At 61.2% G+C, this 13,116-nt stretch carries 12 protein-coding genes; 7 read left to right on the top strand and 5 right to left on the bottom strand.

Annotated elements, in window-relative coordinates:
• Positions 1-96 precede the first annotated feature (96 nt).
• Both LU682_RS29285 and LU682_RS29290 read left to right on the top strand, forming a co-directional pair.
• Positions 97-1,140 carry a histone deacetylase family protein gene (locus tag LU682_RS29285; RefSeq protein ID WP_010955829.1) on the top strand — a complete coding sequence of 348 codons (1,044 nt, stop codon included), beginning with the start codon at positions 97-99 and terminating at the stop codon, positions 1,138-1,140.
• On the top strand, positions 1,140-2,243 hold the full coding sequence (locus tag LU682_RS29290) for a polyamine ABC transporter substrate-binding protein (protein WP_010955830.1): 1,104 nt from the start codon (positions 1,140-1,142) through the stop codon (positions 2,241-2,243). The genes LU682_RS29285 and LU682_RS29290 overlap by 1 nt, the downstream gene beginning before the upstream one ends.
• 31 nt (positions 2,244-2,274) lie before the next feature.
• On the opposite strand, the gene pdxR is transcribed toward LU682_RS29290, so the two are convergent.
• A complete protein-coding gene (gene pdxR, locus LU682_RS29295; protein WP_060489256.1) occupies positions 2,275-3,804 on the bottom strand; it encodes a MocR-like pyridoxine biosynthesis transcription factor PdxR in 1,530 nt (509 codons plus the stop codon).
• Between the two features lie 89 nt (positions 3,805-3,893).
• Here pdxR and LU682_RS29300 point away from each other — a divergent pair, with 89 nt between their 5' ends.
• From LU682_RS29300 to LU682_RS29310, 3 genes are read left to right on the top strand one after another with little or no spacing between them, the layout of a single operon-like run.
• Positions 3,894-4,523 carry an FMN-binding negative transcriptional regulator gene (locus LU682_RS29300; protein ID WP_010955832.1) on the top strand — a complete coding sequence of 210 codons (630 nt, stop codon included), beginning with the start codon at positions 3,894-3,896 and terminating at the stop codon, positions 4,521-4,523.
• Positions 4,524-4,534: 11 nt separating this feature from the next.
• Entirely contained in the window at positions 4,535-4,981 is a 447-nt protein-coding gene (locus tag LU682_RS29305; protein WP_003253286.1) for a GNAT family N-acetyltransferase, read from the top strand.
• A gap of 7 nt (positions 4,982-4,988) precedes the next feature.
• Complete coding sequence (locus LU682_RS29310; RefSeq protein ID WP_010955833.1) at positions 4,989-5,660, top strand: GNAT family N-acetyltransferase; 672 nt, start codon at positions 4,989-4,991, stop codon at positions 5,658-5,660.
• A 119-nt stretch (positions 5,661-5,779) separates the two neighbouring features.
• Here LU682_RS29310 and oadA read toward each other — a convergent pair whose 3' ends face one another.
• A complete protein-coding gene (oadA, locus tag LU682_RS29315; RefSeq protein WP_060489258.1) occupies positions 5,780-7,588 on the bottom strand; it encodes a sodium-extruding oxaloacetate decarboxylase subunit alpha in 1,809 nt (602 codons plus the stop codon).
• A gap of 11 nt (positions 7,589-7,599) precedes the next feature.
• The gene (locus LU682_RS29320; RefSeq protein ID WP_003253279.1) at positions 7,600-9,015 is read right to left on the bottom strand and encodes an acetyl-CoA carboxylase biotin carboxylase subunit; all 1,416 of its coding nucleotides are present in this window, start codon (positions 9,013-9,015) and stop codon (positions 7,600-7,602) included.
• A gap of 189 nt (positions 9,016-9,204) precedes the next feature.
• Between LU682_RS29320 and LU682_RS29325 the strand changes: the two genes are divergently transcribed.
• Positions 9,205-10,167 (top strand): LysR family transcriptional regulator, encoded by a 963-nt coding sequence (locus LU682_RS29325; RefSeq protein ID WP_010955834.1) that lies wholly within the window; start codon positions 9,205-9,207, stop codon positions 10,165-10,167.
• On the opposite strand, the gene LU682_RS29330 is transcribed toward LU682_RS29325, so the two are convergent.
• A complete protein-coding gene (locus tag LU682_RS29330; protein ID WP_061405728.1) occupies positions 10,109-10,327 on the bottom strand; it encodes a PA3496 family putative envelope integrity protein in 219 nt (72 codons plus the stop codon). The genes LU682_RS29325 and LU682_RS29330 overlap by 59 nt on opposite strands.
• A 212-nt stretch (positions 10,328-10,539) precedes the next feature.
• Entirely contained in the window at positions 10,540-11,406 is an 867-nt protein-coding gene (gene hexR, locus LU682_RS29335; protein WP_003253273.1) for a transcriptional regulator HexR, read from the bottom strand.
• 103 nt (positions 11,407-11,509) lie between these two features.
• Between hexR and zwf the strand changes: the two genes are divergently transcribed.
• Positions 11,510-12,952, top strand: coding sequence for a glucose-6-phosphate dehydrogenase (gene zwf / locus LU682_RS29340; protein WP_003253271.1), 1,443 nt, complete (start codon positions 11,510-11,512; stop codon positions 12,950-12,952).
• The last annotated feature ends 164 nt before the right edge of the window (positions 12,953-13,116 follow it).

Consider the following 13,116-nt stretch of genomic DNA (forward strand, 5'->3'; position numbering starts at 1 on the left):
TTGGCCATATCAATCCCCTTTTGGCCGTTTGCGTCGTTCTCCCCTGCTGATCAGCCCATGACAATGGACCCACGCCAGTCCCACCGGAGAACAACAATGCTGACGATCTATTCCGATGACCACCGCCTGCACCACGGCCGCTGCGAGCTGATCGATGGCAAGCTGATGCCCTGTTTCGAAATGCCTTCGCGCGCCGACCATGTGCTCGACCAGGTGAAAAAACGCAAGCTCGGCGACATCCAGGGCCCGACCGACTTCGGCCGTGCGCCGTTGTTGCGCGTCCACAGCGCCGATTACCTGGATTTCTTCGAAGGCGCCTGGGCCCGCTGGGCTGCGCTGGGCCAAGAGGGTGACCTGCTGCCCTTCACCTGGCCGGCCCGCACACTGCGCCAGGTCAAGCCGACCGGCCTGCATGGCGAACTGGGTTACTACAGTTTCGATGCCGGCGCCCCCATCACCGCGGGTACCTGGCAGGCGGCCTACAGTGCTGCGCAAGTTGCCCTGACCGCCCAGGCTGCAATTCAGCAAGGCGCCCATGCCGCGTTCGCCCTGTGCCGTCCGCCAGGGCACCACGCTGCCGGCGAAGTGATGGGCGGCTACTGCTATCTGAATAATGCCGCCATCGCCGCCCAGGCCTTCCTCGACCAAGGCCGACGCAAGGTCGCCATCCTTGACGTCGACTACCACCACGGCAACGGTACGCAGGACATCTTCTACAGCCGCGACGACGTGTTCTTCGCCTCGATCCACGGCGACCCGCAGGACGAATTCCCGTTCTTCCTCGGCTATGCCGATGAAACCGGCGAAGGCGCAGGCCAGGGCTACAACATCAACTACCCCTTGCCCGCCGGTAGCGACTGGGCCGCCTGGAGCGCAGCCCTGGAGGATGCCTGCAAGCGCATCGCCAGCTATGACGCCGACGTGCTGGTCATCTCCCTGGGTGTGGACACCTTCAAGGACGACCCCATCTCGCAGTTCAAGCTGGACAGCCCGGATTACCTGGAAATGGGCAAGCGCATCGGCCAACTCGGCAAGCCGACCCTGTTCGTGATGGAAGGCGGCTACGCTGTGGAAGAAATCGGCATCAACGCGGTCAATGTGCTGGAAGGCTTCCAGCGCGCCCAGTCAGGAGCCCGATAATGGTCCGACTCAAACGTCTGCTCGCCCCGTTCATCGCTGCCACCCTGTTCGCAGGCGCCCTGCATGCACAAGCCGAGCAGCGCACCCTGCGTGTATATAACTGGTTCGATTACATCACCCCACAGACCTTGACTGCCTTCCAGAAGGACAGCGGCGTGAAGCTGGTGTACGACATCTTCGACACCAACGAGGCGCTGGAAGCCAAGCTGCTGACCGGCAACTCCGGCTATGACGTGGTAGTACCGTCCAACGTGTTCCTCGCCAAGCAGATCGAAGCCGGGGTGTTCCAGCCGCTGGATCGCAGCAAGCTGCCGAACTGGCAACACCTGGACCCGGCACTGATGAAGCTGATCGAAGCTAACGACCCGGGCAACAAGTTTGCCGTGCCGTATATGTACGGCACCGTGCTGATCGGCTTCAACCCGGCCAAGGTCAAGGCTGCACTCGGCGACAACGCGCCGGTGGACAGCTGGGACCTGATCTTCAAGGAAGAGAACATCGCCAAGCTCAAGCAGTGCGGCGTGGCCCTGCTCGACTCGCCGTCGGAGATTCTACCGCTGGCGCTGCAGTACCTGGGCTTGCCGCCGAACAGCGACAAACCGGCGGACTACAAGAAGGCCGAGGAACTGATGCTGAAGATTCGTCCGCATATCACCTACTTCCACTCCTCGAAGTACATGGCAGACATCGCCAATGGCGACATCTGTGTGGCAGTGGGCTACAGCGGCAGCTTCTCGCAGGCAGCCAACCGCGCCCGTGAGGCGAACAACGGCGTGGTGGTGGACATGCGCCTGCCCAAGGAAGGCGCGCCGATCTGGTTCGACATGCTGGCGATTCCAAAGGGCGCTGCGAACCCGGAGGATGCGCATACGTTCATCAATTACCTGCTGCGGCCAGAGGTGATTGCGCCGATCAGCGACTTCGTGGGGTATCCGAACCCGAACAAGGATGCGACCGACAAGGTGAATCCGACGATTCGCAACAACCCCAACCTGTATCCGACGGCAGAGGCGATGGCCAAGCTGTATACCCTCAAGCCTTTGACGCGAAATGCCGAACGGGCCAGGACCCGCGCCTGGACGCGGATAAAGTCCGGTACGTGATGTTGAACCGGGGGCTGCTTTGCAGCCCCCTTCATTTTCTCCAGACTTTGCGTAATTTCATCAAGGCTTCGGCTATCTCGCCCTCCGGCACCGCCGCGAAGCCCAGCACCAGCCCCGCCCGCTTATCCACAGGCACCTCGCAGTCCGCCAACCAGAAATTGCTCAGTGGCGTCACTTCCACTTCCACCGCCTCAGCCTTGGCCACCAACTCCTGCTCCCGAGCAAAGTTATCCACATTGACCTTCACATGCAGCCCAGCCGCCACTTCCGGCATTGCACCCAACCCCGGAATATCCACAGGCCAACCGGCCTTGAGCACATCGCGCCGCTTCAATGCCGCCTTGCGCATACGGCGGATGTGCCGCTGAAAATGGCCACGGGCCATGAACTCGGCCATCACGCACTGGCTGCTGACCTCCGAATGCCGCACCGCTATAGCTCTGCCCTGGCTGAAGGCCTGCACCAGTTTCGACGGAAGCACCAGGTAGCCTAGACGCAACGCCGGGAAGGCGATCTTGCCGAAGGTGCCGACATACAGCACCCGCCCGTGCCGGTCGAGCGCTGCCAGCGGGGCCAGCGGCGCACCGCTGTAGCGATACTCGCCGTCGTAGTCGTCCTCGATGATCCAGCCGTCACTGCGTTCAGCCCAGGCCAGCAATGCCAGGCGACGTGCAAGGCTCATGGTCACCCCGGTCGGGTATTGGTGTGCAGGCGTGACATAGGTCAGTCGGCAATCGGTCAACTGTTCCAGCCGGCCGCAGTCCAGCCCGTCTTCATCCACAGGCACGCCACACACCCGGCCACCCGCGAGCGTGAAGGCATGAGCGGCCGCCCGATAGCCTGGGTTTTCCACAGCCACACCGTCGCCCGGCTGCAGCAGCAACTGTGCACAAAGGCTGATGGCCTGCTGCGCACCGCTTGTGATCACAATTTGTTCAGCCGTACAGCTCAGCCCCCGCGAGCGGCGTAGATAGGCCGCTATCAGATCGCGCAAAGCCGGCTCGCCAGCGGGGTCACCATAGCCCAGTTGTGCAGGCGATGGGTTGCGCCAGAAACCCGCCTGTAGCTTGGCCCAGACGTCAAACGGGAACAGGTCGAATGCTGGAATACCAACGCGAAAAGCACGCGGCAAACCGCTTCTGGGGGGTGGCAAATGGTTGTTTTTCAGGCGCTGCAGAGGCGCGCTGATATGCCTCCCGCTGGATAAATCCTCAGTATTTTCTTGACGAAATGTGGATAAACCTGTTGATAAGCCCAGGTATAACCCTGTGGATACTTGTGTGGACAGTTTTGGCAACCGGCTAACGTAGGTGCCATCACCGACCCGGCTTTCGATGAAGCCCTCGGCATACAGTTGATCGTACGCGCGCACCACGCTGTTGCGTGAAAGCGCCAACATGGCAGCCAGGTCGCGCGTAGCCGGCAGACGAGTACCACTGCTCAGGCGCCCATCCAGCACCCGCGCTCGCAACGCCTGATATAGCTGCTGGCTAAGCCCGCGGCTGCGATCCAGGGCGATCCCGGCAGGGTCGAAAGGCAGTATGAGGGGCGACTCGCGCATGATATTGGACCTATGAAAACAGGCATTAATGGATCTTACCCAGAACCAATAGCCTGCCTAGGATGGAACCATTCGACAAGGATCCCGCCATGTACAACAGTAAGCCGCATCAGGAACACGACCTCACCCGCTTGCACCAGCACATGCTAGACACCCGCCTGGCCGTTCTGGTCAGCCAGGGCGAACAGGGCCTTCTGGCCACGCACCTGCCGGTGCTGGTCGATACCGCCGAGGGCGATTTCGGCACTGTGTATGCCCACCTGGCCCGGGCCAACCGCCAATGGCAAGACCTGCAGCACGGCGGCGAAGCACTGCTGGTATTCCCCGGCGCCGATGCCTATGTCAGCCCCGGCTATTACCCAAGCAAGGCCGAAAACCCCAAGGTGGTGCCGACCTGGAACTACCTGGCGGTGCACGCTTATGGCCCGGCCGAAGTTATCCATGAGGCCGAGCCGCTACTGGCTATCGTAAGCCGCCTGACCGACCGCCACGAACAGGGTCGCAGCGAACCATGGAAAGTCACCGACGCCCCTGCCGACTACATCGAGGGCATGCTCCGCGCCATCGTCGGTATCCGTCTGCCCATCGCGCGCCTGCAAGGTGCGCGCAAGCTCAGCCAGAACCGCTCCGGGCAAGACATCGCTGGTGTGCGCGAAGGCCTGAGCGCCAGCCCCGATCAACTGGACAATCAACTCGCGGCGCACATGCGCCAACTCTGAAGGAATAGCCCATGCCCAACCTTACCCTGCGCCCTGTCACGGCCCAAGATCACGCAGCCTGGCACGCCCTTTGGCAGGCCTACCTGCACTTCTACGAGACCGAGTTGGCCGATGCCGTCAGCCTGAGCACCTGGCAACGCCTGCTCGACCCCAGCGAGCCAACCCATTCGGCACTGGCCTGGGTCGACGGCAAGGCGGTGGGGATGGTCAACTTCATCTACCATCGTTCCAACTGGAGTATCGAGAATTCCTGCTACCTGCAGGACCTGTATGTGGACAGCACGCAACGTGGCCTGGGCATTGGTCGACAGTTGATCGAGCACGTCTACACCACTGCCAAGGCCGACAACTGCATCAAGGTGCACTGGCTGACCCACGAAACCAACGCCACCGCCATCAGCCTGTACCAGCAGGTTGCCGAGCGCTCGGGCTTCATCCAATTCCGTAAAGGCTTGTAGGCCGCACATGACAGACGCATTGAACTGGAAACCCGCCGCAACCCCCCAGGCCGAACCCATTGAAGGCCGCTTCATCCGCCTGGAGAAGCTCGATCCGGGGCGCCATGGCGAAGACCTCTGGGAGGCACTGCAGGGTCCGGCCTCCGATCCGGTGCTGTGGGACTACCTGCCCTACGGCCCGTTCGCCGAACGCGCCGCCTTCGACCGCTGGCTGGAAGGCAACGCTGCTGGCCGCGACCCGCTTTTCTACACCGTCATCGACCGCGCCAGTGGCCAGGCCCAAGGCATCCTCAGCCTGATGTCGATCGTGCCTGAACACGGCCGGATCGAGATCGGCCACATTGCCTTCGGTGCCGCCATGCAGCGCACGCCCAAGGGTACCGAGGCGGTGTACCTGCTGGGCAAGCTGGGCTTCGCGCTGGGTAATCGACGGCTGGAGTGGAAGTGCAATAACGCCAACGCCCGCTCCAAACGTGCGGCAGAGCGATTCGGCTTCGTCTACGAAGGGGTGTTCCGCAAGCACCTGGTGGTGAAGGACCATAACCGCGATACGGCGTGGTATTCGATTACCGATGATGAATGGCCGGCGGTGGCTGCCGGGTTTGAGCGGTGGTTGAGTGAAGAGAACCAGCAGCCGGGTGGCCAGGTGGAAAGCCTTGAGATGTGCCGCAAAGGTTGAGCGGTGTGCTGAATCAGCTCCTACAAGGGATGCGCGTTGTGAGGTGCGGGTGAGTCCGGCACAAAAAAAGGGGAGCATCCGCTCCCCAGAGGTTAACCACTTGTAGATGAGGGCTTAAATCAGCCCTCGATCTCGATCAGGATCTCACCCGGCGTCACGCGATCACCCTTGGCCACATGGATGGCCACGACCTTACCGGCGATGGCCGCCTGCACTTCGGTTTCCATCTTCATGGCTTCGGTGATCAGGACCGCCTGGCCGGCCTTGACCATGTCACCTTCCTTGACCAGCACATCAACGATGTTCCCTGGCATGGTGGTGCTCACGTGGCCAGGGTCGGTCGCTTGCTTGCGCTTGCTGCCGCCACCGCTGACGAACTCGTTGAGTGGCTCGAATACCACTTCCTCCGGCATGCCGTCGATCGACAGATAGAAGTGACGCTTGCCTTCGGCCTTCACGCCCACACCGGTGATGTCGACGCGGTAGGTTTCGCCGTGTACGTCGATCACGAACTCGGTCGGCACGCCTTCACCGCCTGGGGCAGCCACGGCACCGGCTTCCGGAATCGGCAGCAGAACTTCAGGCGTCAAGGTGCCAGCTTCGCGTTCTTCGAGGAACTTGCGGCCAATGTCCGGGAACATGGCAAGGGTCAGCACGTCTTCTTCGCAACGGGCCAGGGCACCGATGTCGCTACGCAACTTGGCCATTTCCGGCTTCAGCAGGTCAGCCGGGCGCACATCGATCACTTCTTCGCTGCCGATAGCCTGGCGACGCAGTTGCTCGTTGACCACACCCGGGGCCTTGCCATAGCCACCTTGCAGGTACAGCTTCACCTCATTGGTGATGGTTTTGTAGCGCTCACCCGCCAGCACGTTGAAGAACGCCTGGGTGCCGACGATCTGCGAGGTCGGGGTGACCAGTGGCGGGAAGCCGAGGTCTTCACGCACACGCGGGATTTCGGCCAGCACTTCGTTCATGCGGTTGAGGGCGCCCTGCTCCTTGAGCTGGTTGGCCAGGTTGGAAATCATGCCGCCCGGTACCTGGTTGACCTGCACCCGGGTGTCTACCGCGGTGAACTCGCTTTCGAACTGGTGGTACTTCTTGCGCACAGCGTAGAAGTACAAGCCGATCTCCTGCAGAAGCTCCAGGTCCAGGCCGGTGTCGAACTCGCTGCCCTTGAGTGCAGCAACCATCGACTCGGTACCCGGATGGCTGGTGCCCCAGGCGAAGCTGGAGATGGCGGTGTCGATGTGGTCCGCGCCATTTTCCACGGCCTTCAGCTGGCACATGGCTGCCAGGCCGGCGGTATCGTGGGAGTGAATGAACACCGGCAGCGACTGTTCTGCCTTCAGCGCCTTGACCAGCTCGCCAGTGGCGAACGGGGTCAGCAGGCCGGCCATGTCCTTGATCGCCACCGAGTCGCAACCCATGGCTTCCATCTGCTTGGCCTGGTTCACGAAGGCTTCGATGGTGTGTACCGGGCTGGTGGTGTAAGCGATGGTGCCCTGGGCGTGCTTGCCGGCGGCCTTGACCGCTTCGATGGCCACGCGCAGGTTACGCACGTCGTTCATGGCGTCGAAAATGCGGAACACATCGATGCCGTTGACCGCCGCCTTGGCGACGAAGGCCTTGACCACGTCGTCGCTGTAATGACGGTAGCCCAACAGGTTCTGGCCGCGCAGCAGCATTTGCAGGCGGGTGTTTGGCAGCGCTGCGCGCAGCTTGCGCAGGCGCTCCCACGGGTCTTCCTTGAGGAAGCGCACGCAGGCGTCGAAGGTTGCACCACCCCAGACTTCCAGCGACCAGTAGCCAACCTTGTCGAGCTTGTCGCAGATCGGCAGCATGTCTTCGGTACGCATGCGGGTAGCCAGCAGGGACTGGTGAGCGTCGCGCAGGATCGTGTCGGTTACGTGAATTTTCTTGGACATTATAGGGTTCCTCACAGGCCTGCGTGGGCGGCGATGGCGGCGGCGATGGCCAGGGCCAGCTCTTCGGGTTTGCGCTTGATCGAGTAGTTGGTCAATTCAGGGTGGCTTTCGACAAAGCTGGTATTGAACTGGCCGCTACGGAATTCCGGATTGCGCAGGATTTCCTGGTAGTACGCGGCGGTGGTCTTCACCCCTTGCACGCGCATGTCGTCCAGGGCCCGCAGGCCGCGGTCCATGGCTTCTTCCCAGGTCAACGCCCACACCACCAGTTTCAGGCACATGGAGTCGTAGAACGGTGGAATGGTATAGCCGGTGTAGATCGCCGTGTCGGTGCGCACGCCCGGGCCGCCGGGGGCGTAGTAACGGGTGATCTTGCCGAAGCTGGGCAGGAAGTTGTTTTTCGGGTCTTCAGCATTGATACGGAACTGCAGGGCGTAGCCGCGGTGCTGAATGTCTTCCTGCTTGACCGACAGTGGCAGCCCCGAGGCGATGCGGATCTGCTCACGAACGATGTCGATACCGGTGATTTCCTCGGTAATAGTGTGTTCCACCTGCACCCGGGTGTTCATTTCCATGAAGTACACTTCGCCATCGGCGAGCAGGAACTCCACGGTACCGGCGTTCTCGTAATTCACCGCTTTGGCCGCACGCACCGCCAGGTCGCCGATGTAGGCGCGCTGCTCAGGAGTGAGCTGTGGGCTGGGGGCAATTTCGATGAGCTTCTGGTTACGGCGCTGGATAGAGCAGTCGCGCTCGAACAGGTGCACTACGTTACCGAAGCTGTCACCGAGAATTTGCGCCTCGATGTGCTTAGGGTTGACGATGCATTTCTCCAGGAACACTTCGGCCGAACCGAATGCCTTGGTCGCCTCGGAAATGACCCGTGGGAAGTTCTGTTCCAGTTCTTCGCGGCTATTGCAACGGCGAATACCACGGCCGCCACCACCGGAGGTGGCCTTGAGCATCACCGGATAACCGATGCGGTCACCTTCGCTCAGGGCTTCATGAATATCGGCAACGTTACCTTCGGTGCCCGGGGTTACCGGCACACCGGCGGCGATCATGGTGCGGCGCGCTTCGGTCTTGTCGCCCATACGGCGAATCACGTCGGCGGCCGGGCCGATGAACTTGATCCCGCGCTCGGCGCAAATTTCTGCCAGTTCAGCGTTTTCCGAAAGGAAACCGTAGCCTGGGTGCAGGGCATCACAGCCGGTTTCCACAGCCAGGTTCACCAGCTTGCGCGGGTTGAGGTAACCGGCCAGCGGCTCGGCACCGATGCTGTGTGCTTCGTCAGCGCGCTTGACGTGCAAGGCATGCCGGTCGGCGTCGGAAAAGATCGCTACCGAGCGAATGCCCATCTCGGCGCAAGCACGCACGATCCGAACTGCGATTTCACCTCGGTTGGCGATCAGGATTTTTTTTATCACTGGAGTCTTCCCAAAGCCGTAGGAACAGTCGAGCCGGTTCTACCGGTCGGCGCGTGACCAGACGTTGCTAGCCAGTCGCGTATTCACCCTAGCGCTGTAGGTCGATAAACAAAAATCAATATTTGTTAGAGGCTGTATTAGCAAAAGCTTATAGTTGGGTAACAAGGTGTTGCCGACGAGCTGATTAAAATGCGTAAGTCCTTGATGCGTATGACATTGCGTCAACTCCAGATCTTTAACGAGGTGTGCGATTTGCGGTCGTACAGCCGTGCTGCGGAGGAGATGGCGCTGACGCAACCCGCCGTTAGTCTACAGATCCGCCAGCTTGAAGAGCTGATTGGCCAGCCATTGTTCGAGTACGTGGGCAAGAAGCTCTACCTGACCGAGGCGGCCGAGGCCCTGCAGCGCGCCAGCCACGATATCTTCGGGCGCCTGGAGAGCCTGGACATGCAGCTGTCGGACATGCAGGGCTCACTGCAGGGTCAGTTGAAACTGGCGATCGAGTCCAGTGCCAAGTACTTCGTGCCACACCTGTTCGCCGCCTTCAAGCAGCGTCACCCGGAAGTCAACCTGACCCTGACGGTGGTCAATCGTGCCCAAGCCATCCGCCGTCTTTCCGATAACCGCGACGACCTGATCATCATGTCGATGGTGCCGCAAGACATGGGCCTGGAGTTTCTGCCGTTCCTCAACAACCCGATCGTTGCGGTTGCGCCGCCACAGCACCCGCTGTGCAAGCTGGAGCAGTTGCGCATGCAGGACCTGGAGCCTCATACCCTGCTGGTCCGCGAGCAAGGTTCGGGAACACGCAAGGCGTGCGAAGAGTACTTCAAGGACAAGCGCGTGCATTTCGCCCAGACGCTTGAAGTAGCCTCGGCCGATGCCCAGCGCGAATGCGTGATCGCCGGGCTGGGGATCGCCCTGTTGACCCGTCACGCCGTCAACCTGGAATTGGCTACCGGGATGCTGAAGGAATTACCGGTCGAGGAGCTACCGCTGTACCGTAGCTGGTGCGTGGTGCAGGCCAAGGCCAAGCGGCAGTCACCGGTGGCCTTGGCGTTTCTTGCATTCATACGCGGCGAACGTGCTCTTATCAGCGCGCTTGTTGAACGTTTTTCGGGGAAGTTGCCGCCGACGACTGCCATACCGTGAGTGCTTGCAGCTCGGGGTAGTCCGCCAGGTCGCGGAGCAATTGACGTTGGTCGCAATAGCTCTCGATCGCGCGGCGGTATTCCATACGGCGCTGATCCTTTTCCTGCTGCTTGCGAGCCTTGGCGTTGGGTTGGTACGTACCGTCGAAGTCACGAGCCATTGCCTGTCTCCCAGATAGTATGCGGGAGTTTCAGACTGGCCTTGATGGTTTACCGTTTGGCGGTGGAATGGTGACAGAATCGTGAATTTTCACTGCCTGTACCGGCCTCTTCGCGGGCTTGCCCCGTTCACACAGGAATTGCACCGATTTATAGAAGTGCACAGTACCTGTGGGAGCGGGCAAGCCCGCGAACAGGCCAGTACAGGTTGAATTCAGTCGTCGGTAGCCTTGATCGACTTGGGCGACAGACGCAAGCTGCGCAAGCTGCGTTTCACGCTCTTCAGGTGGTTGACCAGGCTAGGCCCGCGCGCCATGGCAACGCCCATGGCCAGCACGTCGATCACCACCAGGTGGGCAATACGCGAGGTCAGTGGGGTGTAGATCTCGGTGTCTTCATGCACGTCGATCGCCAGGTTGACCGTCGATAGCTCGGCCAGCGGCGTCTGGCTGGGGCACAGGGTAATCAGGTTGGCGCCGCTCTCACGCACCAGGTTGGCAGTGATCAGCAGGTCCTTGGAACGGCCCGACTGGGAAATACACACCGCCACATCGCCCGGTTTCAGGGTAACGGCCGACATCGCTTGCATGTGGGGGTCGGAATACGCTGCCGCGCTGAGCAGCAGGCGGAAGAACTTGTGCTGGGCATCGGCCGCAACCGCACCGGACGCGCCAAAGCCATAGAACTCTACCCGCTGCGCCTGGGCCATGGCGCTCACGGCTTGTTGCAGCGCCTGCGGATCAAGGTGCTCGCGCACTTCCATCAGGGTGTGCAGGGTGGTGTCGAAGATCTTCAGGCTGTAGTCGGCGACCGAATCGTCTTCGTGGATGGCGAACTGACCGAAGCTGGCCCCGGCAGCCAGGCTTTGCGCCAGCTTCAGCTTCAGGTCCTGGAAGCCCGAGCAGCCAATGGCCCGGCAGAAACGCACGATGGTCGGCTCACTGATACCCACGCTGTGCGCCAAATCGGCCATGGAGCTGTGCATGACGGCAGCCGGGTCGAGCAGCACGTGGTCGGCCACTTTCAGTTCCGATTTGCGCAGCAAGTGGCGCGATTGGGCGATATGTTGCAACAGATTCACAGGCGGGACTCGGTTATGATCGGCTTGCCGGGTTGTAGCTTTCTTGTAGTTATACTACATGGACGCCAACCCGCCCAGTTAAACGAACGTGGAGAGTGGTGGTTTGACTATTCCTTGCGACATTCTGGTCTTCGGCGGCACCGGTGATCTGGCCCTGCACAAATTGCTTCCGGCGCTCTACCACCTGTTTCGCGAGGCCCGTCTGAACCCTGCCGTGCGGGTCATCGCACTGGCCAGGCGCAACCTGCCACGCATCGACTATCTGAAGCTCGCCGAACGCCATTGTCGGGCGCAGATTGCCCGCAGCGACTTCGACGAAGAGGTGTGGCAGCGGTTTTCCGCACGGGTCGACTACTTCCCGATGGATGCTTCACAGAGCGCCGACTTCGGCCGCCTGGCACGCTACCTGGGCGAACCCGGTGGACTGACACGCATCTTCTACCTGGCCACCGCTCCCAACCTGTTCGTGCCGATTGCCAACCACCTGCGCATTGCCGGACTGGCCGACACCGAAGCGCGCATCGTGCTGGAAAAACCGATCGGCCATTCGCTGGAATCGGCCACTGCCATCAATGAAGCGATTGGCACGGTGTTCGAAGAAAGACAGGTGTTCCGCATCGACCACTACCTGGGCAAGGAAACCGTGCAGAACCTGATGGCCCTGCGTTTTGCCAATGCCCTGCTGGAGCCGGTGTGGCGCAACAACCAGGTCGACCATGTCCAGATCAGCGTTTGCGAGACACTGGGCGTAGAAAACCGCGGTGCCTACTACGATCGCGCCGGGGCTATTCGCGACATGCTGCAGAACCACCTGCTGCAGCTGCTGTGCCTGGTGGCCATGGAGCCACCCGCGCAATTCGAGGCAGAGGCGGTACGCGACGAAAAGGTGAAAATCCTGCGCGCCCTCAAGCCGATCACCGGCCAGGATGTGCAGGACAAGACGGTACGCGGCCAATATGGGGCCGGGCGTATCGGCGGCCAGGAAGTGCCGGCCTACTACTTTGAAAAGGACGTCGACAACGACAGCGATACCGAAACTTTCGTGGCCATCGAGGCGCATATCGACAACTGGCGCTGGGCGGGCGTGCCTTTCTATCTGCGCACCGGCAAACGCATGGCGCGGCGCGCTTCGCAGATCGTCATCCAGTTCAAGCCAGTGCCTCACGAACTGTTCAGCGGCGGCCAGGTCAACCAGTTGCTGATACAGCTGCAACCGGACGAACGCATCAGCCTGCGCATGATGACCAAGAGCCCAGGCAAGGGCATGCGCCTGGAACCCGTGGACCTGGACCTTAATCTGGCCCAGGTGTTCAGCCAGACTCGCCGCTGGGAAGCCTACGAGCGTCTGCTGCTGGATGTGCTCGAAGGTGATTCGACACTGTTCATGCGCCGCGATGAAGTGGAAGCAGCCTGGGCTTGGGTAGATCCAATCATCAAGGGCTGTGAAGAGCACTTCCAGGCGCCCCGCCCCTACCCGGCTGGCAGTTTCGGGCCCGAACAAGCCAACAGCCTGCTCGCCAGGCATGGCAGGCACTGGCATGGCTGAATGGCCTGCGCGATGGCGCGATCTTTAATCTGATACAGCAGCAGATGAAGTGCGAAGGTGAGAAATCCATAAGGTGAAGGCCATCGCCTGACCATGCCTCAGCCAGCTTGCGCAAGCCGTGACCTGGCCCCGGACCGATGAGCGGGATGCCGCCAGGTGAATAT

Source organism: Pseudomonas alloputida (assembly GCF_021283545.2).
Taxonomy (GTDB): domain Bacteria; phylum Pseudomonadota; class Gammaproteobacteria; order Pseudomonadales; family Pseudomonadaceae; genus Aquipseudomonas; species Aquipseudomonas alloputida.

Coding starts and splice junctions, on each gene's coding strand:
- LU682_RS29285 (WP_010955829.1), top strand. CDS start 97: ATGCTGACGATCTATTCCGATGACCACCGCCTGCACCACGGCCGCTGC.
- pdxR (WP_060489256.1), bottom strand. CDS start 3,804: ATGCGCGAGTCGCCCCTCATACTGCCTTTCGACCCTGCCGGGATCGCC.
- LU682_RS29330 (WP_061405728.1), bottom strand. CDS start 10,327: ATGGCTCGTGACTTCGACGGTACGTACCAACCCAACGCCAAGGCTCGC.
- LU682_RS29305 (WP_003253286.1), top strand. CDS start 4,535: ATGCCCAACCTTACCCTGCGCCCTGTCACGGCCCAAGATCACGCAGCC.
- LU682_RS29300 (WP_010955832.1), top strand. CDS start 3,894: ATGTACAACAGTAAGCCGCATCAGGAACACGACCTCACCCGCTTGCAC.
- LU682_RS29325 (WP_010955834.1), top strand. CDS start 9,205: ATGCGTAAGTCCTTGATGCGTATGACATTGCGTCAACTCCAGATCTTT.
- LU682_RS29290 (WP_010955830.1), top strand. CDS start 1,140: ATGGTCCGACTCAAACGTCTGCTCGCCCCGTTCATCGCTGCCACCCTG.
- LU682_RS29310 (WP_010955833.1), top strand. CDS start 4,989: ATGACAGACGCATTGAACTGGAAACCCGCCGCAACCCCCCAGGCCGAA.
- oadA (WP_060489258.1), bottom strand. CDS start 7,588: ATGTCCAAGAAAATTCACGTAACCGACACGATCCTGCGCGACGCTCAC.